16 protein-coding genes are annotated in these 20,526 nt (G+C 70.2%); 3 read left to right on the top strand and 13 right to left on the bottom strand.

Going from position 1 to position 20,526, the window contains the following annotated elements:
• Positions 1 to 48: 48 nt before the first annotated feature.
• The 6 genes from prcA to arc all read right to left on the bottom strand — a co-directional run bounded on the left by prcA (position 49) and on the right by arc (position 6,233).
• Complete coding sequence (gene prcA / locus ACIBW6_RS18145; protein WP_399060644.1) at positions 49 to 834, bottom strand: proteasome subunit alpha; 786 nt, start codon at positions 832 to 834, stop codon at positions 49 to 51.
• 60 nt (positions 835 to 894) lie between these two features.
• On the bottom strand, positions 895 to 1,740 hold the full coding sequence (prcB, locus tag ACIBW6_RS18140) for a proteasome subunit beta (RefSeq protein WP_399060642.1): 846 nt from the start codon (positions 1,738 to 1,740) through the stop codon (positions 895 to 897).
• The gene (locus ACIBW6_RS18135; protein ID WP_399060640.1) at positions 1,692 to 2,282 is read right to left on the bottom strand and encodes an endonuclease VII domain-containing protein; all 591 of its coding nucleotides are present in this window, start codon (positions 2,280 to 2,282) and stop codon (positions 1,692 to 1,694) included. Before ACIBW6_RS18135 ends, prcB begins: the two co-directional genes overlap by 49 nt.
• 35 nt (positions 2,283 to 2,317) lie before the next feature.
• A complete protein-coding gene (locus tag ACIBW6_RS18130; protein ID WP_190193994.1) occupies positions 2,318 to 2,536 on the bottom strand; it encodes a ubiquitin-like protein Pup in 219 nt (72 codons plus the stop codon).
• Positions 2,537 to 2,697: 161 nt separating this feature from the next.
• A complete protein-coding gene (gene dop, locus ACIBW6_RS18125; protein WP_399060637.1) occupies positions 2,698 to 4,209 on the bottom strand; it encodes a depupylase/deamidase Dop in 1,512 nt (503 codons plus the stop codon).
• Between the two features lie 257 nt (positions 4,210 to 4,466).
• Complete coding sequence (gene arc / locus ACIBW6_RS18120; protein WP_399060635.1) at positions 4,467 to 6,233, bottom strand: proteasome ATPase; 1,767 nt, start codon at positions 6,231 to 6,233, stop codon at positions 4,467 to 4,469.
• A 264-nt stretch (positions 6,234 to 6,497) separates the two neighbouring features.
• Here arc and ACIBW6_RS18115 point away from each other — a divergent pair, with 264 nt between their 5' ends.
• Complete coding sequence (locus tag ACIBW6_RS18115; RefSeq protein WP_399060633.1) at positions 6,498 to 6,812, top strand: ferredoxin; 315 nt, start codon at positions 6,498 to 6,500, stop codon at positions 6,810 to 6,812.
• A gap of 102 nt (positions 6,813 to 6,914) precedes the next feature.
• On the opposite strand, the gene ACIBW6_RS18110 is transcribed toward ACIBW6_RS18115, so the two are convergent.
• The 3 genes from ACIBW6_RS18110 to ACIBW6_RS18100 form a co-directional block, all read right to left on the bottom strand.
• Positions 6,915 to 7,490 (bottom strand): hypothetical protein, encoded by a 576-nt coding sequence (locus ACIBW6_RS18110; protein ID WP_399060631.1) that lies wholly within the window; start codon positions 7,488 to 7,490, stop codon positions 6,915 to 6,917.
• Positions 7,491 to 7,749: 259 nt separating this feature from the next.
• Positions 7,750 to 8,655, bottom strand: a complete 906-nt coding sequence (locus tag ACIBW6_RS18105; protein WP_399060629.1) for a tRNA (adenine-N1)-methyltransferase — start codon at positions 8,653 to 8,655, stop codon at positions 7,750 to 7,752.
• 55 nt (positions 8,656 to 8,710) lie between these two features.
• Positions 8,711 to 10,594 carry a site-2 protease family protein gene (locus tag ACIBW6_RS18100; protein WP_399060627.1) on the bottom strand — a complete coding sequence of 628 codons (1,884 nt, stop codon included), beginning with the start codon at positions 10,592 to 10,594 and terminating at the stop codon, positions 8,711 to 8,713.
• Positions 10,595 to 10,769: 175 nt separating this feature from the next.
• Here ACIBW6_RS18100 and ACIBW6_RS18095 point away from each other — a divergent pair, with 175 nt between their 5' ends.
• Together ACIBW6_RS18095 and ACIBW6_RS18090 are read left to right on the top strand one after the other, a co-directional pair.
• Positions 10,770 to 11,750, top strand: a complete 981-nt coding sequence (locus tag ACIBW6_RS18095; protein ID WP_399060625.1) for a RecB family exonuclease — start codon at positions 10,770 to 10,772, stop codon at positions 11,748 to 11,750.
• Positions 11,751 to 11,787: 37 nt separating this feature from the next.
• Positions 11,788 to 12,459, top strand: a complete 672-nt coding sequence (locus ACIBW6_RS18090) for a response regulator (RefSeq protein WP_399060623.1) — start codon at positions 11,788 to 11,790, stop codon at positions 12,457 to 12,459.
• A gap of 71 nt (positions 12,460 to 12,530) precedes the next feature.
• Here ACIBW6_RS18090 and ACIBW6_RS18085 read toward each other — a convergent pair whose 3' ends face one another.
• The 4 genes from ACIBW6_RS18085 to metH form a co-directional block, all read right to left on the bottom strand.
• Entirely contained in the window at positions 12,531 to 14,126 is a 1,596-nt protein-coding gene (locus ACIBW6_RS18085; protein WP_399060621.1) for an ABC transporter substrate-binding protein, read from the bottom strand.
• 74 nt (positions 14,127 to 14,200) lie between these two features.
• Positions 14,201 to 15,808, bottom strand: a complete 1,608-nt coding sequence (locus tag ACIBW6_RS18080) for an ABC transporter substrate-binding protein (protein WP_399060619.1) — start codon at positions 15,806 to 15,808, stop codon at positions 14,201 to 14,203.
• Positions 15,809 to 16,166: 358 nt separating this feature from the next.
• Positions 16,167 to 16,862 (bottom strand): HAD family hydrolase, encoded by a 696-nt coding sequence (locus ACIBW6_RS18075; RefSeq protein ID WP_399060617.1) that lies wholly within the window; start codon positions 16,860 to 16,862, stop codon positions 16,167 to 16,169.
• Positions 16,863 to 16,961: 99 nt separating this feature from the next.
• Positions 16,962 to 20,471, bottom strand: a complete 3,510-nt coding sequence (gene metH / locus ACIBW6_RS18070) for a methionine synthase (RefSeq protein WP_399060615.1) — start codon at positions 20,469 to 20,471, stop codon at positions 16,962 to 16,964.
• Positions 20,472 to 20,526: the final 55 nt, after the last annotated feature.

The following is a 20,526-nucleotide window of genomic DNA, read 5'->3' as shown; positions in this document are numbered from 1 at the left end:
CCCGGCCGATCGAGCAACCGGCCGGGGCCCCCGCACACGTGCTGCGCGCTACTCCTCGGTGGAATCCTCGGAGGTGTCGTCCGAGGCATCGTCGGACACCGCGTCCGACGCCGCCTTCGACACCGCGGCGGCGCCCTCGGCCGTCAGCAGCCGCGACAGCTGCCGCCCCGCGATCCGCTTGAACTTGCGCTGCTGCGGCCGCGTCCGGTCCAGGACCGCCACCTCCAGGCGCTCCGCGGGGATCTCCCGCTCACTCCCGTTCGTGTCGCGCGACAGCGCCTGCACGGCCAGCTTCAACGCCTCGGACAGCGTCATACCGTCCTGATGGCGCTGATCCAGGTACCCGCTGATCTGCTCCGCGTTACCGCCGACCGCAACCGAACCGTGCTCGTCGACGATGGACCCGTCGTGCGGCAGCCGGTAGATCTGGTCCCCCTCGGAGGTCTCACCGACCTCCGCGACGACCAGCTCCACCTCGTACGGCTTCTCGGCCGCGCTGGAGAAGATGGTGCCCAGCGTCTGCGCGTACACGTTCGCCAGACCGCGAGCCGTCACGTCGTCACGGTCGTACGTGTACCCCCGCAGATCCGCGTACCGGACGCCACCGATCCGCAGGTTCTCGTACTCGTTGTACTTCCCGGCGGCAGCGAAGCCGATCCGGTCGTAGATCTCGCTGAACTTGTGCAAGGCCCGGGACGGGTTCTCCCCGACGAACACGATGCCGTCGGCGTACTGCAGCACGACCAGGCTGCGACCGCGGGCGATGCCCTTGCGCGCGTACTCCGCGCGATCGGCCATCGCCTGCTGGGGTGAGACATAGAACGGCGTCGACACCGGCTATCCGTCCCTTTCTGTCAGTAACGCATCAGTGAGGAAAGAAGGGCGAACAACGGCTCACAGCAGCGCGGCGCGCGGGCCGTCCGGCTGCTCCAGACGCCGCTCCAGGATCGACCGGGCGATCTCGGACGACTCCGCGTCCGTCAGCCGGCGGAACCCGTCCTGCGAGATGACCGTGACGATCGGGAAGATCCGGCGCGCCATGTCCGGGCCACCGGTCGCCGAGTCGTCGTCCGCCGCGTCGTACAGCGCCTGCACGACCAGCGTCGTCGCCTGCTCCTCCGTCAGGTCCTCGCGGTAGAGCTTCTTCATCGCCCCGCGCGCGAAGACCGAACCCGAACCGGTCGCGGCGTACCCGTGCTCCTCGCTGCGCCCGCCCGTGACGTCGTAGGAGAAGATGCGCCCCTTCTCACGGTCGACGTCGTACCCCGCGAAGAGCGGCACCACGGCCAGCCCCTGCATCGCCATGCCGAGGTTCGACCGGATCATCGTGGACAGCCGGTTCGCCTTGCCCTCCAGGGACAGCTGGGCGCCCTCGACCTTCTCGAAGTGCTCCAGCTCCAACTGGAAGAGCTTCACCATCTCGACGGCCAGACCGGCGGTGCCGGCGATACCGACGGCCGAGTACTCGTCCGCCGGGAAGACCTTCTCGATGTCGCGCTGCGCGATCACGTTCCCCATCGTCGCGCGGCGGTCGCCGGCGAGCACGACGCCGCCGGGGAACGTCACGGAGACGATGGTGGTGCCGTGCGGGGCCTCGATGACGCCCTGCGTCGGCGGCAACTGCCGGTTCCCCGGCAGGATCTCCGGCTGGTGCTCGGCCAGGAAGTCCATGAAGGACGACGAACCGGGCGTCAGGAAGGCAGCCGGTAGACGCCCGGTGCTACGAGGGTTGGCTTCCACGCGTTTCCTTCCAGGTATGCGGCGGCCCGCCTTATCGCGTCGGGCCGGTCCTTGAACTGCCCCAGGGCTGCGTTGCAGCTGAAGCACAGTACGCCACGGACCCTACCCGTCTCATGGCAGTGATCCACATGTTCGGCCGGAGCAGACAGACAAATACAGCACACGCCTCTCTGCTCCTGGCGCAAGGCTTCCAACTCGACCGGCCCGAGGCCGTACTTGCGCTTGTAGTAGCTGACCCGGTTCCGCTCCGCCCGGCAGGCCCGGCAGTAACTCGCCCAGCCGTCCGAGGAAGAGTTGTTGCGTTCCCACGCGGAGTGCGGCTTGACGATCTCGCACTGCGGGCAGCGCTTGTGGCCCGCGGGCACCTGGACCTTAGCCCGCACCTTCTTGCCCTTGGCCTCCTGGCGCTGGCGGTAGTACTCGGCCGAGCATGCGCGGCAGTACGCCTGGAGACCGTCGGGCATGGACTTGTTGCCGGCGAACGCTGCTCGCGACAGCGACTGCTTACATCGCGAGCAGCGTCGTCCCCCCGATTCGTTCATGACGAGACGACCTTCGATTCGAAGGAATCGGGGGCCTATTCCCCACCCTTCTGAACGAAGGACCTCACGAAATCCTCTGCGTTCTCTTCGAGCACATCATCGATTTCGTCCAGGACCGAGTCGACATCGTCGCTCAGTTTTTCCTGGCGCTCCTTGAGGTCCTCGGTCGCCTGCGCGTCCTGCGCCTGCTCCTCGACCTCCTCAGTGGAGCGCGTCGCCTTCTGCTGTCCGCCGCCGGTGTCCTTGGTCGCCATATCCAGCTCACCCCGCTCGGTTCGACATACACGTCGTACGTGTCGTACAGGCTGTTCGTGATCAGAACCCTACAAGTCGGTTCCGACATCGGCCCCGCAGTTGGTGCAACGTACGGGGCCCACCTCTGTGATTCCCCTGCCGGAGGCCTTTCAGCCGCAGATCAGCTGCCGGACAGCACGCGGACGAGATCTTCGGCCGTCCGGCACCGGTCGAGCAGCTCCTTGACGTGGTTGCGGGTGCCGCGCAGGGGCTCCAGCGTGGGGACCCGTTGCAGGGAGTCACGGCCGGGCAGGTCGAAGATGACCGAGTCCCAGGAGGCGGCGGCGACGTCGTCCGCGTACTGCTCCAGGCAGCGGCCGCGGAAGTAGGCGCGGGTGTCCTCGGGCGGCGCCGTACGGGCCCGCTCCACCTCGTCCTCGGTCAGCAGGCGCTTCATCTTGCCGCGGGCCGCGAGACGGTTGTAGAGGCCCTTGTCGGCCCGTACGTCGGCGTACTGGAGGTCGACCAGGTGCAGTCGCGCGGCGTCCCAGTCCAGGGAGTCGCGGCGCCGGTAGCCCTCCATCAGCTCGCGCTTGGCGACCCAGTCCAGTTCGCCGGCGAGGCTCATGGGGTCGCTCTCCAGGCGGCCGAGGACGTCCTCCCAGCGGGTCAGGACGTCCTTGGTCTGGTCGTCCGCGTCGGCGCCGTACCGCTCCTCGACGTACTTCCTGGCGAGCTCGTAGTACTCCATCTGGAGTTGTACCGCCGTCAGTGTCCGGCCGCTACGGAGCGTGATCAGATGCTGGAGCGAGGGGTCGTGCGAGACCTGGTGGAGGGTGCGCACCGGCTGGTCCACGGCAAGGTCGACGGCGATGAAGCCGTCCTCGATCATGGAGAGGACCAGCGCGGTCGTGCCGAGCTTGAGGTAGGTCGAGATCTCGGAGAGGTTCGCGTCGCCGATGATCACGTGGAGGCGGCGGTACTTCTCCGCGTCCGAGTGCGGTTCGTCGCGGGTGTTGATGATCGGGCGCTTGAGCGTGGTCTCCAGGCCGACCTCGACCTCGAAGTAGTCGGCGCGCTGGCTGAGCTGGAAGCCGTGCTCGTGCCCGTCCTGACCGAGGCCGACGCGGCCCGCGCCGGTGACGACCTGGCGGGAGACGAAGAACGGCGTCAGGTGCCGCACGATGTCCGAGAAGGGGGTCTCCCGCTTCATCAGGTAGTTCTCGTGCGTGCCGTACGAGGCGCCCTTGTTGTCGGTGTTGTTCTTGTACAGGTGGATCGGCTGGGCGCCGGGCAGCTGCGCCGCGCGGTCGGCGGCCTCCGCCATGATCCGCTCGCCGGCCTTGTCCCACAGGACCGCGTCCCGCGGGTTGGTGATCTCCGGGGAGCTGTACTCGGGGTGCGCGTGGTCGACGTAGAGGCGCGCCCCGTTGGTCAGGATGACGTTGGCCAGGCCGATGTCCTCGTCGGTCAGCTGGCTGGAGTCGGCGGCCTCCCGCGCGAGGTCGAAGCCCCGTGCGTCGCGCAGCGGGTTCTCCTCCTCGAAGTCCCAGCGGGCGCGGCGGGCCCGGTGCATCGCCGCCGCGTAGGCGTTGACGATCTGGGACGAGGTGAGCATGGCATTGGCATTGGGGTGGCCGGGGACGGAGATCCCGTACTCCGTCTCGATGCCCATTACTCGCCGTACGGTCATGCGGCCCTCCTTGCCCGGCGGCGCCCTCGGTCGGGGGCGGCGCTCAAGTACCGCTGGTTCTCCGGTGCGCGTGCGGTGCCCGATCCCGCACGGCGCGACGCGGCGGTACGGACGAGCCTAGAACGCCTCCGCGCCGGTGGGGAGATCATTTGCGTCATTGCTTCGCTCCGACGTCGCGCGGATGGCCACGTGATAGTTGCCCGGAAAAGCAGTGGGCTGCGGGTGCCCGGTCCGGGCACCCGCAGCCACCCTGTCTTTTACAGGTACTGACCGGTGTTCGCCACCGTGTCGATGGAGCGTCCGGTGTCCGCGCCCTGTTTTCCGGTGACGAGGGTGCGGATGTAGACGATCCGCTCGCCCTTCTTTCCGGAGATGCGGGCCCAGTCGTCGGGGTTGGTGGTGTTCGGCAGGTCCTCGTTCTCCTTGAACTCGTCGATGCAAGCCTGGAGGAGATGCGAGACCCTGAGGCCCTTCTGCTTCTGTTCGAGGAAGGCCTTGATGGCCATCTTCTTGGCGCGGCCGACGATGTTCTCGATCATTGCGCCGGAGTTGAAGTCCTTGAAGTACAGGACTTCCTTGTCGCCATTGGCGTACGTGACTTCGAGGAAGCGGTTCTCCTCGGATTCCGCGTACATGTGCTCCACGGCGGTCTGAATCATGTTGTGGACCGTGGCCGCCCGGTCGCTGCCGTTCTCGCCGAGGTCGTCGGCGTGCAGCGGCAGGCGCTGGGTGAGGTACTTCCCGAAGATGTCCTTGGCCGCCTCGGCGTCCGGACGCTCGATCTTGATCTTCACGTCGAGTCGGCCGGGCCGCAGGATGGCGGGGTCGATCATGTCCTCGCGGTTCGAGGCGCCGATCACGACCACGTTCTGCAGGCCCTCCACGCCGTCGATCTCGGCGAGCAGCTGCGGGACGATGGTGTTCTCCACGTCCGAGCTGACACCGGAGCCGCGGGTGCGGAAGAGGGACTCCATCTCGTCGAAGAAGACGATGACGGGGGTGCCCTCGCTGGCCTTCTCACGGGCACGCTGGAAGACGAGGCGGATCTGCCGCTCGGTCTCGCCGACGTACTTGTTGAGCAGCTCGGGACCCTTGATGTTCAGGAAGAAGCTCTTGCCCTGGCCCTGTCCGGTCACCTCGGCGACCTTCTTGGCGAGCGAGTTGGCGACCGCCTTGGCGATCAGGGTCTTGCCGCAGCCGGGGGGCCCGTACAGCAGCACGCCCTTGGGCGGCCGCAGCTCGTGCTCCCGGTAGAGGTCCGGGTAGAGGTAGGGCAGCTCGACCGCGTCGCGGATCAGCTCGATCTGGTTGCCCAGGCCGCCGATCTGCTCGTAGCCGATGTCCGGGACCTCTTCCAGGACGAGCTCTTCGACCTCGCTCTTCGGTACGACTTCGTAGACGTACCCGGAGCGGGGTTCGAGGAGCAGGGCGTCGCCGGGCCGGATGACGACGTCGAGCAGCGGCTCGGCGAGCCGTACCACCCGTTCCTCGTCGGTGTGCCCGGTGACCAGGGCGCGCTCGCCGTCCTCGAGGATCTCCTTGAGGGTGACGATGTCGCCGACGCTCTCGAAGGCCATGGCCTCGACCACGTTCAGCGCTTCGTTGAGCATGACTTCCTGGCCGCGCGTGAGCTCGTCGAGCTCGACGCCGGGGCTCACGTTCACCCGGAGTTTGCGGCCGCCGGTGAAGATGTCGGCCGTTCCGTCCTCGTTCGCCGTGAGGAAGACCCCGAAGCCGGCCGGCGGCTGTGCGAGCCGGTCGACTTCTTCCTTGAGGGCCACGATCTGGTCGCGGGCCTCGCGGAGGGTGTTCGCGAGTCTCTCGTTCTGAGCGGACACGCCGGCCAGATTGGTCTGCAGCTCGACGATCCGCTCTTCGAGAATCCTCGTATGACGCGGAGAGTCGGCGAGCTTGCGCCGCAGGACGGCGATTTCCTGCTCGAGATAGGCAATCTGCCCGGCGGGGTCGTCGGACCCTCGTCCCGGGCGGATGCCGCGGTTGATGTCGTCGTCGTGGGCTGCCACGGTCCTCACCTCCTCCAAGGGGAGCTGGACGCTTCCAGACCCTACCTGGGTGGGTGTTGATTGAAACCCCTAGATCACAAAGACGGTAGGAGTGTGTCTGATCTTCACCCTTGCGCTCTCCCTCACGCCAGGGGAATACCCACCCATCAACATCGGAAAGCGGGCGGTTGTAGGGTCGAACCGTTCAACACCCGTCAGGCCTGGCCCGACTTGCTCCTGTGAAGTCGGTTTTCCGGGGCCGCGACGCAGGAAACGGCAGGAGACATGACCGTGCGGCAAGAGGCCGGATCCGGCACTGACAGCAGCGTTCCGCTGGAGGTGTGGATCGACCAGGACCTGTGCACCGGGGACGGGATCTGCGCCCAGTACGCGCCGGAGGTCTTCGAGCTGGACATCGACGGGCTCGCATATGTGAAGAGCCCGCAGGACGAGCTGTTGCAGGAGGCGGGTGCCTCAACGCCCGTGCCGCTCCCGCTTCTCACGGACGTCGTGGCGTCCGCGAAGGAGTGCCCGGGCGACTGCATCCATGTACGCCGCGTTTCGGACAGCGTCGAGGTGTACGGGCCCGACGCGGCGTGAGACGGCGGTGACGGGGCCCGTCGGGTCCGCGCCCTGCCCCCGCCGGACCGGACGGGCCCCGCAGGCCGGTGTACCGGCGTGCGGGGCCCTGTGCGTGCCGGTTCAGACGCTGCTGGCCGCGGCCTGGGCGGTGCGGACGAACGCCCCACCCTTCCACTGCCATTCGGCCTTGTCGTGGACGTCGGGCCGGTAGCGCGGGACCGCGTCGGAGGAGTAGCCGTCGAGTGTCGCGGTGACGGCCGCGTGCCGTACGGCGAAGGCGCTGACCGAGAAGCTGTCCTTCGGGTCGACGAGGGTGGCGACGATCCGGGGTCCGGCCCCCCGGGGCTGGGTGAGGACGTAGATCCCGTCGGGCGGGGTGCCGGAGCCCGCGTCGCAGTGGACGACGGCGACCGTCTCGGGCCGGCCGTCGCCGTCGAGGTCGCCGGAGGCCTTCTGCTGGACGACGGCCTTGACCGGCCCGCAGTTGAGCGGGAAGCGGACCGCGGCCGGGTCGGGCGGTGCGACGGCGTGGGCGGTGGTGCGGGGCGCCTCGGCGCCGGGCTGGGCCGCGGTGGCCGCGCCGGGCTGGAGGAAGCCGGAGGCCGCGACGACGGCGGCGAGCGCCGCCGCGGTGGCCAGCCAGTGGATGGGCCGGGTGGTGGTGTGCGCCAGTTCCGGGACGGCGGGTTGCTGCACGAGGAGTGTCTCCTGTGAGGGCTGTGCCGGTGGTGAGGGCTGTGCCGGTGGTGCGGGCTGTGCCGGTGGGGGTGGCCAGCATCGTGCCACAGGTCACAGTGCGAGGGAACGGCGGGGTCCGGTGTCGGTGCGCGGGCTCCTCGTCCCGGTGCCGGCGCCCGCATCAACGCGGCGGCGCCGCCGCCGAGTTCCCCCGAGCGGGCGGGAAGTCGGTGGCGGCGCCGCCGCGTTACGTGGTGGGGCCGGGCCGGGCGGCGGCTCAGCGGCCGCGGCTGCCTCCGTCGGCGTTCGGACCCTCGTAGTCCTCGCCGTAGGCGCCCTTGGCGGGACGGCGGCGGCGCATGGGCGGCTCGACGCCGTCCGCGAGGCGCCGGGCGGTGAGCAGGAAGCCGGTGTGCCCGATCATCCGGTGGTCGGGGCGGACCGCGAGGCCCTCCACGTGCCAGTTGCGGATCATCGACTCCCACGAGGTGGGCTCGTTGAAGCAGCCGATCTCGCGGATGGACTCGACGGTGCGGGCGAGCTGTGTGGTGGTGGCCACGTAGCAGCAGAGGATGCCGCCCGGGACGAGCGCCTTCTTGACGACGTCCAGGCACTCCCAGGGGGCGAGCATGTCGAGGATGACCCGGTCGACGTCGCCGTCGGTGAGGTTGTCCTGGAGGTCGCCGACGGTCAGCTGCCAGGCGGGGTGCGGGCCGCCGAAGTAGCGCTCGACGTTGCCCTTGGCGATCTCGGCGAAGTCCTCGCGGCGCTCGTAGGAGTGCAGCATGCCCTCGTCGCCGATGGCGCGCAGCAGGAAGCTGCTGAGCGAGCCGGAGCCCACGCCCGCCTCGACGACGCGTGCGCCGGGGAAGATGTCGGCGAAGGCCAGGATCTGCCCCGCGTCCTTGGGGTAGACCACGGCGGCGCCGCGGGGCATGGACAGGACGTAGTCGGGGAGCAGGGGGCGCAGCGCGAGGTAGGCGACGTTTCCGGTGGTGCGGACAACGCTGCCCTCGGGAGCGCCGATCAGCTCGTCGTGCGGGAAGGAACCCTTGTGGGTGTGGAAGTTCTTTCCCTCTTCGAGCGTGAACGTGTAGTGGCGGCCCTTGGGGTCGGTCAGCTGTACCTGGTCCCCGACCTTGAAGGGCCCGCGTCGGCGGGCGGCACCGGTCGGTTCGGACATGTGACCAGCCTACCGGCCCTGGCGGTGGCCGCCGACCACCGCCTCCCGCGGTGCGCTACGCGGGCCGGGCCATGGCCTTGACGAAGGCGCGCTCCACGTCGGCCGCGGAGAGGACGCCGTAGATCGCGCCGTTGTGCTCGACGACGAGGTACTCGGTCGCGGGGGTGGCGCGCAGGGTGTCGAGGAGGTCCTCCCCGGCCAGCTCGGCGGAGACGCGCATGCCGTCGGTGAGGTCCTGGGCGAGGCCGCTGACCGGGACCCAGGGGCGGCGGTGTTCGGGGACGCCGACGATGGCGGCCTCGCGGACCAGCGAGCGGGGCTCGCCGTCGGCGTCGACGACGACCAGGGCGCGGGCCCCCGACTCGTTGGCGCGGCGCAGGGCCTCGGAGAGGGGGGTGGCGGCCGACACGGGGACGGCGCGGCGGGTGAGGGTGCGGGCACGCAGTTCGGGGAGGTGTTCGCGCAGCCGGGCCATGCGCAGGCTGTTGCCGGCGCCGGTCCAGATGATCGCGGCGAGGATCGCGGCGAGCAGGGCGTCGGTGACGGTGTCCATGCCGCTGACGTCCTCGGCGCTCTCGCCGAGGGCGCCGGACTGGGTGAGCAGGGGCAGGCCGATGAGGACGGTGACGGCGAGGGCGCGGCCGACCCAGGCCGCGGCGATCGTGCCGCTCATGGGTTTGCCGGTGAGCTTCCACACGACGGCGCGGAGCATGCGGCCGCCGTCCAGGGGGAGGCCGGGCAGCAGGTTGAACGCGGCGACGATGAGGTTGGAGACCATCAGGCCCGCGAGGAGGACGCCGGGGACGGTGCCGGGCTCGACGGCCGTCATGGCGAGGTAGAAGACGCCGGAGAGGACGAGGGAGAGCAGGGGTCCGACGAAGGCGAGGACGAACTCGCGGCCGGGGGTCTCCGACTCCTTCTCGATCTCGGAGACGCCGCCGAAGAACTGGAGCTGGATCCGGCGGACCGGGAGCTTGAAGCGCAGGGCGGCCACGACGTGGGCGAGTTCGTGGACGAGGACGGAGGCGTAGAAGGCGACCGCGAAGAAGAGGGCCACGAGGTAGCGGGCGGCGCCGAGCTCGGGCAGCACGCGGTCGAGCTGGCCGCCGAAGACCCAGGTGATCAGCGCGGCCACGAGGAACCAGCTGGGGGCGACGTACACCGGTACGCCGAACGGGCGCCCCATGAGGATGCCGCCGCGCGGGTTGGGCGGCGGCTTGGCCGGCCCCTTGCGAGTACCGGAGGTGGCGGCGGCGCGGTCGGGATGGGTGTCGTAGGGGCTCCGGGCGGGGTCCTCGGTGGCGGGATCCTCGGGGCCGGGGCGCGCCGCTGCGGGGCGGTCCGGGCGGGGCGCGGCCGGGGTGGACTCGCCGGGGCGCTCCTGCGCGGGGCGGTCGTCCGGGTCCGGTGCGACCGGGGCGTCGGCGCCCGGGCGCTTCTGCGCGGGACGGTGGCCCGGGTCCGGTGCGGCCGGGGCGTCGGCACCCGGGCGCTCCTGCGCGGGGCGGTCGTCCGGGTCCGGTGCGGCCGGCGCGTCGGCACCCGGGCGCTCCTGCGCGGGACGGTGGCCCGGGTCCGGTGCGGCCGGCGCGTCGGCACCCGGGCGCTCCTGCGCGGGACGGTCGTCCGGGCCCGGTGCGGCCGGCGCGTCGGCACCCGGGCGCTCCTGCGCGGGGCGGTGGCCCGGGTCCGGTGCGGCCGGGGTCGGCTCGCCGGCGCCGGGGTCCGTGGGCCGGCCGGCCGGGTCCCGGTCCGGCGGAGTCGCAGGACCGGAGGCGGCCTGGGCCGGGCGGTCGTCCGGCTCGGACGCGGCCGGGGTGGGTGGGGTGTGTGCCGGGGGCTCGGCACGGGGGCGGGGCTGCGCGGGAGAGCCCCCGGTGCTCTCGGCGGGCGGCGTCGCCCCGCCGGTGCCGGACTGCGGCTGCCCGCTCTCGTCCACGGTGATCCCTCGGTCCCCTCGTTCGAGCGTCTCCCGCCGGAGCGGGACGTTCTGGCGTCGATGGTATGCGGACGGTGTCCGGTGGCCCCGGTCGACTCCCCCGGGCCACGCTACGCAAGACGCCGGGGACGCGCAGGTGCCTGAGTGTCAGTGGCGGCCCGTATCGTCGTGGGGCATGGAGACCAGTACCGAGCCGGAGCCGGGGACGAGCCCGGGGCCCGGCCCCGAGAGCGGCGCGGCGAGCGGCCCCGGTGAGACCGTGCCTGTCGCCGCCGTCACCGCTGTCACCGCTGCCACCCCCGGGGTCGCCGCCGTCGCGGCGGTGACCGCGGTCGCGCCGGCCTCGCTCTCGCCGTCGCGCGCGAGCGACTTCATGCAGTGCCCCTTGCTGTACCGGTTCCGGGTGATCGACAAGCTGCCGGAGAAGCCGAGCGAGGCGGCGACGCGGGGCACGCTGGTCCATGCGGTGCTGGAGAGACTGTTCGACGCGCCGGCCGGGGAGCGGACCGCGCCGCGCGCCAAGTCGCTGATCCCGGGTCAGTGGGACCGGCTGCGCGAGTCCCGGCCCGAGTTGGGCGAGCTGTTCGCCGACGACGCGGAGGGCGAGCGGATGACGCGCTGGCTCGCGGACGCGGAGCGGCTCGTCGAGCGCTGGTTCACGCTGGAGGACCCGACCCGGCTGGAGCCCGCCGAGCGGGAGCTGTTCGTGGAGGCCGAGCTGGAGTCCGGGCTCAGGCTGCGCGGGATCATCGACCGGGTCGACGTGGCGCCCACCGGCGAGGTGCGGATCGTCGACTACAAGACGGGCAAGGCGCCCCGCCCCGAGTACGCGGAGGGCGCGCTGTTCCAGATGAAGTTCTACGCGCTGGTGGTGTGGCGGCTGAAGAACGTGGTGCCGAGGCGGCTCCAGCTGGTCTACCTGGGCAGCGGGGACGTGCTGACGTACGACCCCGTGATCGCCGATCTGGAGCGGGTGGAGCGCAAGGTGCACGCGCTGTGGGACGCGATCAAGGAGGCGACCGCGACCGGCGAGTGGCGGACCCGGCCGACGAAGCTGTGCGGCTGGTGCGACCACCAGGCGGTGTGCCCGGAATTCGGCGGGACCCCGCCGCCCTATCCGCTCCCGGTCAGGGTGGCCGCGTCGGGCGAGGGCTAGCAGGGCAGAATGGGCCGGACTAGCGAAGGAGACTTTCGTGGCCATCCGCGTCCTACTGGTCGATGACCAGCCGCTGCTGCGCACCGGCTTCCGCATGATCCTGGAGGCCGAGCAGGACATCGCGGTCGTCGGTGAGGCCGGTGACGGGCTCCAGGCCCTCGACCAGGTCCGGGCGCTCCAGCCCGACGTGGTGCTCATGGACATCCGGATGCCGCGGATGGACGGGGTCGAGGCGACCCGGCAGATCACCGGGCCCGGCAAGGACGGTCCGGCGAAGGTGCTGGTCCTGACGACGTTCGATCTCGACGAGTACGTGGTGGAGGCGCTGAAGGCGGGGGCCAGTGGCTTCCTGCTGAAGGACGCCCCGGCGAACGAGCTGGTGCAGGCGATCCGGGTGGTCGCGGGCGGGGAGGCGATGCTCGCGCCGAGCATCACGCGCCGGCTGCTCGACAAGTACGCGGACCACCTCCCGTCGGGCGACGAGCCGGTGCCGGACACGCTGCACACGCTGACCGAGCGCGAGGTCGAGGTGCTGAAGCTGGTGGCGCGGGGCCTGTCGAACGCGGAGATCGCCGCGGACCTGTTCGTGAGCGAGACGACCGTGAAGACCCATGTCGGGCACGTGCTGACGAAGCTGGGGCTGCGCGACCGGGTGCAGGCCGCGGTGTACGCGTACGAGTCCGGGCTGGTCCGGCCGGGCGCCCAGTAGAGCCGTACCACGCGAAGGCGGCGGTCACCCGGAGGTGGCCGCCGCCTTCGCGTGTGCCGCGTGCGCCGGGGTCAGCCCTTGCTGATCTCCCAGAACCGGAAGACGGTCGAGGCGTCGAGGCAGTTCTCCAGGCCGTAGACGTTGTCGCGGGCGACGGCGTACTGCTTGGCCTGCCAGATCGGGAGGATCGGCAGCTGCTGGGCGACGATGTCCTGGAGCTGCTCGTACTGCTTGGTGGTGGTGGCACGGTCGCTCTGGGCGCCGGTCTGCGGGATGATCGTGCCGGTGATGGTGTCGTTGGTGTAGTTGTTCGCCAGGACGTTGCCGTCGCCGAAGAACGGCTGGGTGAAGTTGTCCGGGTCCGGGTAGTCGGGCACCCAGCCCTTCACGTAGACGCCGTACTTGCCGGACTTGATGTCCCGCTCGTACTGGGAGAAGGCGACGGACTTGACGTCCGCGTCGAAGAGGCCGCTGGCGTTGAGCTGTCCGGCGATGGCCTTGAGCTCGGCGTCGGTGGCCGGTCCGTAGCGCGAGGGCGTGGACCACAGCGTCAGCTTCACCTTGCCGCTGACGCCGCCGGACTCCAGCGCGGCCTGGGCCTTGCTGGTGGAAGGGTGGGCGCCGTAGGTGTCGAAGAAGGCGGTGTTGTGGCCGCCGATGCCCGCCGGGATGATCGAGTACAGCGAGGTCGCGGTGTTGTCGTAGACCTCGTCGATGAGGGCGTCGCGGTCGATCAGGTAGGCCATCGCCTTGCGGACGGCGAGCTTGCCGACGACCGGGTCCTTCATGTTGAAGACGAGGTGCTGGACCTCGGCGCTGGTGCCCTCGACGACGTCGAGCTTCTTGGCGGTCTCGGCGTCCTTGCCGGTGGCTGCCTGGATGTCGGCGACGTCCTTGGCGGCGAGGCCGCGGTAGGCGAGGTCGATGTCGCCGTCGAGCAGGGACTTCTTCAGGCCTGCCTGGTCACCGTGGAAGAACTTCATGGTGACGCCGGTGTTCTTGGCCTTGGCGGTGCCCTCGTACTTGTCGTTGACCGAGAAGACCGCCTCGCCCTTGCCGAACGAGTCGAGCCGGTAGGGGCCGGAGCCGACGGCCTTGCCGTCCTTGCGCAGGGCGTCGGCCGGGTAGGCGGTGTGGTCGACGATCGAGCCGGCGCCGGAGGCGATCTTGCTGGGGAAGGTGGCGTCGGCGTACTTGAGACGGAAGACCACGGTGGACTCGTCCGGCGTCTCGACCTTGTCCAGCATGGGGAACATGATCGCGGGGCCGGCGTCGTCGTTGATGGTCATCATGCGGTCGAAGGAGAACTTGACGTCCTTCGCCGTGAGCGCGTTGCCGTTGCTGAACTTCAGTCCCGAGCGCAGCGTGCACGAGTAGACCTTGGTACCCGAGCCGTCGAAGTGGCACTCCTTGGCGGCCTCGGGCTGCGGCTCGGTGGCTCCGTTGGGGAAGCTGAGCAGCGACTGGAAGACGTTGTTGAACAGCAGCCACGAGCCCGGGTCGTAGCCGGACGCCGGGTCGGTGGCCTGGATGTCGTCGGACATGCCCATGACGACGGAGTCGCCGGTGCCGCCGGAGCCGCCCTGGTCGGAGCCGCAGCCGGTCAGCAGGGCCGCGGCGAGCCCTATGCCGAGGGGCAGGGCCGGCCACTGGATGCGCATTGTCACGTACGTGCCTTGTCGTCGGTCGTGCGGGCGGGGGCGGGGCCGGCCGCGGCGTCGGGACCGGCCCCCCAGGGGGCTCAGCCGCTGACGCCGCGGCCCAGCTCCCACAGCTGGAGGACGGAGGAGGCGGAGAGCGCCCACTCCACGCCCGTGATGTCGTCGCGGGCGGCGACGTACTGCTTGCCCTGCCAGAGCGGCAGGACCGGTACGTCGTCGGCGACGATGTTCTGGATCTGCTGGATGCTCTTGGACGCGGTGAGACGGTCGGCCTCGCGCCGCTCGGCCGGGATCAGCTGGCCCCGGATGCTGCTGTTCGCGTACGGGGTCGCGAGGAAGTTGTCCTTGTCCAGGAAGGGCGCGAGGAAGTTGTCGGCGTCGGGGAAGTCGGGGAACCAGCCGAGGCCGTAGACGTCGTACTCGCCCTTGAGCTGGGAGTCGCGGAACGTCTCCCACTTGTCGCCCTTGATGTCGACGTCGAACAGGCCGCTGGCGTTCAGCTGCTTCTGCAGGACCTCGAACTCCTTCTTGGTGCCCGAGCCGTAGTGGTCGCTCGTGTAGTGCAGGGTCACCTTGATGGGCGTGCTGATGTTCGCCTGGCTCAGCATCTGCTTGGCCTTGGCCTTGTCCGGGTCGCCGTACTTGTTGAAGAACGAGTTCTGGTGACCGGTGATGCCGGCCGGGACCAGCGAGTACAGCGGTTCGGCGGTGGTGCCGTAGACGCCGGCGGCGAGCTCGCCGCGGTCCACGACCTGTGCCATGGCGCGGCGGACGGCCTTGCTGCGGACGCTGTCGGCGGTGGTGTTGAAGCCCAGGTAGCGGATCTCCATGCCGGGCATCTCGACCAGGTTGACGTTCTTGGGGGGCGTGGTCGAGTACGCGTTGATCTGCTCCGGCGACATGGTGCGCGTCATCAGGTCGATGTCGCCCTTCTCCAGCGCCTTGCCCATGGCGTCGGCGTCGGCAAAGGAGACCAGCTCGACCTTGTCGTTCTTCGGCTTCAACTGCCCCTTGTAGTGGGGGTTCTTGGTGAAGACGGTCTTGACGATCGCGTCGCCGTCGACCTCGGCCTGCATCGTGTACGGGCCGGAGCCGTCGACCTCGAAGCCGTCGCGCAGCTTGCGCTTGTCGTAGTCGTCGGGGTTGACGATGCCGGCGGTCGGGGTGGCCAGCTTGTACGGGAAGGTGGCGTCCGGGGTGTTGAGGTGGAAGATCACCTTGTCGGAGCCCTGCGTCTCGATCGTGTCGATCGTGGAGAGCAGACCGTACGAGGCGCTGCTGCTCTTGATGGCGCGGACGCGGTCGATGGAGTACTTGACGTCGGCCGCGGTGACCGGGTCGCCGCTGGCGAACTTCAGGTCCTTGCGCAGGGTGCAGACGTAGCGCTCGCTGCCGCTGTCGGTGAATATGCAGCTCTCGGCGGCCTCGGGCACCGGCTCGCCGCTGCCGCTGCGGGGCATCGCCATCAGCGTCTGCACGGTCTGGCGCAGCACGTTCCAGGACCCGGCGTCGTAGGCGTACGCGGGGTCGAACGGGGCAGGGATCTTCTTCGTCGCCACGAACCGGTCGGTGGTGCCCACGGCGATCGCGTCGCCGTCCGAACCCCCGCCGTCGGAACCGCCGCACGCGGCGAGCACCGGGGCCAGCAGGCCGACGACGGCCGGCAGCACCAAAGTCTTGCGGTTCATGCTCGAAGTTCTCCAGAGCTGTTGATCCCGTGGGACCGGGGGCAGGGGTGGTGCGCGCGGACACGGGAGGGTCAAGGCGATGTTCTCGCGACGACATTAATGGGCGCGCCGCCGGGGCCCGCAGGGGCTGGAGGATTCGGGCCATCACGGAGCGGAACCGGGCGTGGACGCACCGAAAACACCTCAGGAGGAAGGTTCGGCCCAGGGGGCGACCAATCGGGACACAAGGTCACGCCCGGAGGGTGTCGAAGCGGTTGTACAGCACGGCTCGCCGCGTCTGTCGACCCCCGGTCGAGTGGGAAAGCTCACACATTCAACTGCGGGCGCAGGCGCGGCGATTCGGCCACGGGGGCAGCCGTCAGGGCGTCATCAGGCCATGCAGGAAAGGCAGGTTGACGTGTTCGAGGGAGGGCACGACGGTGCGCCGCCTGGCCGGCTCGATCGGGGTGATCGACGGGACGGCGACGACGTGGCAGCCGGCGGCCTCGGCGGCGGCGACCCCGGTGGCGGTGTCCTCGATGACGGCGCAGCGGGTGGGTTGGGCCCCCAGGCCGGTGGCGGCGGTCAGGTACGGCTCGGGGTGCGGCTTGGTGCGGGTGACCTCGTCCCCGGCCACGGTGAGGCGGAAGTGGTGGGCGCCGAGCGAGTCCAGGACGCGGTCGATGATGCGCCGGTGCGAGGCGGAGACGAGGGCGGTGGGCACGTCGTGCGCGGCCAGTTCGGCGAGGAGTCTCGCGGCGCCCGGCATCAGGGGCAGCGCCCCGCCGATGCGCCGCTCGAAGGCGTCGTTGAGCAGCACGGTGACCTCGGGGACGGTGATGTCGGCGCCGGTCGCCTCGATGAGGAAGCCCGCGCTGCGGGTCATGGGGCCGCCCACCACGATCTGCTTCCACGCGGGGTCGAGGGTGTGCCCGAGAGCGGCGAAGACGGCGGTCTCGGCGTCCCACCAGATGCCTTCGGAGTCGACGAGGGTCCCGTCCATGTCGAGGAGCACGGCCTGCAGCGTGGAGCCTTCGGCCGTTCGGGTACCGAGTGCGGGAACCGTACTGGTCATCCGCGTACACCTCCATGAAGGGACGAGAAGGCCGGCCGCCCTCCGTGAGAGGAGAGCGACCGGCCTGCGCTGGACCGACCAGTGTACGACGGTGACGGATTACCGCGCGTTGAAGTACTTCGCCTCGGGGTGGTGGATGACGATCGCGTCGGTGGACTGCTCGGGGTGGAGCTGGAACTCCTCGGACAGCTGGACGCCGATCCGCTCGGGCTCGAGGAGCGCGGCGATCTTGGCGCGGTCCTCCAGGTTCGGGCAGGCGCCGTACCCGAGGGAGAAGCGGGCGCCCCGGTACTTCAGGGCGAACATGTCCTCCATCGCGTCCGGGTCCTCGCCGGCGAAGCCGAGCTCGGAGCGGACGCGGGCGTGCCAGTACTCGGCGAGGGCCTCGGCCAACTGGACGGACAGGCCGTGCAGTTCGAGGTAGTCGCGGTAGGAGTCGGCGGCGAACAGCTCGGCGGTGGCCTCGCCGATCCTGGAGCCGACGGTGACGACCTGGAGGCCGACGACGTCGGTCTCGCCGGACTCCTCCGGGCGGAAGAAGTCGGCGAGGCACAGGCGGCGGCCGCGGCGCTGGCGCGGGAAGGTGAAGCGGGTCCGCTCGTTGCCCTCGTCGTCGAGGATGATCAGGTCGTCGCCCTTGGACACGCACGGGAAGTAGCCGTAGACGACGGCCGCCTCCAGCATGTTCTTGGTGTGCAGTTCGTCGAGCCAGCCGCGCAGCCGCGGGCGGCCCTCGCTCTCCACCAGCTCCTCGTACGTGGGCCCGCTCCCGGTCCGTGCCTGCTTCAGGCCCCACTGGCCCTTGAAGAGGGCGCCCTCGTCGAGCCAGGACGCGTACTCCTTGAGCTGGATGCCCTTGACGACGCGGGTGCCGCGGAAGGGCGGCTCGGGGACGGGGTTGTCGACGGCGACGTCGGAGCGGGCGGGCCCCTCGCCGACCTCCTCCTCGACGACGGGGGTGCTCGCCTTGACGCGGCGCTGGCGCAGCTCGGGCAGGGTCGCGCCGGGCACGCCCCGCTTGACGGCGATGAGGGCGTCCATGAGGCGCAGGCCCTCGAAGGCGTCGCGGGCGTAGCGGACCTCGCCCTCGTAGATCTCGTGCAGGTCCTGCTCGACGTAGGCGCGGGTGAGGGCGGCGCCGCCGAGGATGACGGGGTAGTCGGCCGCCATCTTGCGCTGGTTGAGCTCCTGGAGGTTCTCCTTCATGATCACCGTGGACTTCACGAGGAGACCGGACATGCCGATGACGTCGGCCCGGTGCTCCTCGGCGGCCTCCAGGATCGCGGAGACGGGCTGCTTGATGCCCAGGTTGACGACGTTGTAGCCGTTGTTGGACAGGATGATGTCGACGAGGTTCTTGCCGATGTCGTGGACGTCGCCGCGCACGGTGGCCAGCACGATGGTGCCCTTGCCCTCCGCGTCGGACTTCTCCATGTGCGGCTCCAGGTAGGCCACCGCGCTCTTCATGACCTCGGCGGACTGGAGCACGAACGGCAGCTGCATCTGGCCGGAGCCGAACAGCTCGCCGACGACCTTCATGCCTTCCAGCAGGGTGTCGTTGACGATCTCCAGGGCGGGCCGCGTCTGCAGTGCCTCGTCGAGGTCGGCCTCCAGGCCGTTCTTCTCGCCGTCGATGATGCGGGCCCTGAGCCGCTCCTCCAGGGGCAGCGCGGCCAGCTCCTCCGCCTTGCCCGCCTTGAGGGACTTGGCGGTGGCGCCCTCGAAGAGCGCCATCAGCTTCTGCAGCGGGTCGTAGCCCTCGGCGCGCCGGTCGTAGATGAGGTCGAGGGCGGTGCGCACCTGCTCCTCGTCGAACCGCGCGATGGGCAGGATCTTCGAGGCGTGCACGATCGCGGAGTCCAGGCCCGCCTTGACGCACTCGTCCAGGAAGACCGAGTTCAGCACGATGCGGGCGGCCGGGTTCAGGCCGAAGGAGATGTTCGACAGGCCCAGGGTGGTCTGCACGTCGGGGTGGCGCTTCTTCAGCTCGCGGATCGCCTCGATCGTCGCGATGCCGTCCTTGCGGGACTCCTCCTGTCCCGTACAGATCGTGAAGGTGAGGCAGTCGATGAGGATGTCCGACTCGTGGATGCCCCAGGTGCCGGTGAGGTCCTCGATGAGCCGCTCGGCGATGGCGACCTTGTGCTCGACGGTGCGGGCCTGGCCCTCCTCGTCGATGGTGAGCGCGATCAGCGCGGCGCCGTGCTCCTGCGCGAGCTGTGTGACCTTCGCGAAGCGGGAGTCGGGGCCGTCGCCGTCCTCGTAGTTGACGGAGTTGATGACCGCGCGGCCGCCGAGCTTCTCCAGCCCGGCCCGGATCACCGGCACCTCGGTGGAGTCCAGGACGATGGGCAGCGTCGAGGCGGTCGCGAAGCGGCCGGCCAGCTCCGCCATGTCGGCGACGCCGTCGCGGCCGACGTAGTCCACGCACAGGTCGAGCATGTGCGCGCCCTCGCGGATCTGGTCGCGGGCCATCTCCACGCAGTCGTCCCAGCGGCCTTCGAGCATGGCCTCGCGGAACTTCTTCGACCCGTTGGCGTTCGTGCGCTCGCCGATCGCCATGTAGGCGGTGTCCTGGCGGAACGGGACGGTCTGGTAGAGGGAGGCGGCGCCGGGCTCGGGGCGCGGTGCGCGGCTGGTGGGCTGCGTGCCGCGGACCCGCTCCACGACCTGGCGCAGGTGCTCGGGCGTGGTGCCGCAGCAGCCGCCGACCAGCGAGAGCCCGTACTCGCGTACGAACGTCTCCTGCGCGTCCGCGAGCTCCTGCGCGGACAGCGGGTAGTGCGCGCCGTCCTTGGTGAGTACCGGCAGGCCCGCGTTGGGCATGGCGGAGATCGGGATGCGCGAGTGGCGGGAGAGGTAGCGCAGGTGCTCGCTCATCTCGGCGGGGCCCGTCGCGCAGTTCAGGCCGATCATGTCGATGCCGAGCGGCTCCAGGGCGGTGAGGGCCGCGCCGATCTCGGAGCCGAGCAGCATGGTGCCGGTCGTCTCGACGGTGACCGAGCAGATGACCGGCAGGTTCGTGCCGGTGGCGGCCAGGGCGCGGCGGGCGCCGATGATCGAGGCCTTGGTCTGCAGGAGGTCCTGGGTCGTCTCGACGAGGAGGGCGTCCGCGCCGCCCGCGATGAGCCCCTCGGCGTTGCGCTGGTAGGCGTCGCGCAGGGTCGTGTAGGGGGCGTGGCCCAGGGTGGGCAGCTTGGTCCCGGGGCCCATCGAGCCGAGCACCCAGCGCTGCTGTCCCGTCGAGGCGGTGAACTCGTCGGCGACCTCGCGGGCGACGCGGGCGCCGGACTCGGAGAGCTCGAAGACCCGCTCGGGGATGTCGTACTCGCCGAGGGCCGCGTGGTTGGCGCCGAAGGTGTTGGTCTCGACGCAGTCGACGCCGACCGCGAAGTACTCCTCGTGCACCGAGCGCACGATGTCGGGCCGGGTGATGTTCAGGATCTCGTTGCAGCCCTCGAGCTGCTGGAAGTCGTCGAGGGTGGGGTCCTGCGCCTGCAGCATGGTGCCCATGGCGCCGTCGGCCACCACGACGCGGGTGGCGAGGGCTTCGCGGAGGGCGTCCACACGGGCGCGGGGATCGGCGGCGGGCGGTGGCAACGAGGCCATGAAAGTGCTCCCTGAGGTGCGACGGCTGTCGGCTTTGCGGCTCCACTGCTGGAGG

Origin of the sequence: Streptomyces sp. NPDC049813, assembly GCF_044465085.1 — a bacterium.
Lineage (GTDB): Bacteria > Actinomycetota > Actinomycetes > Streptomycetales > Streptomycetaceae > Streptomyces.
This window is presented reverse-complemented; position numbering and strand designations above follow the sequence as displayed.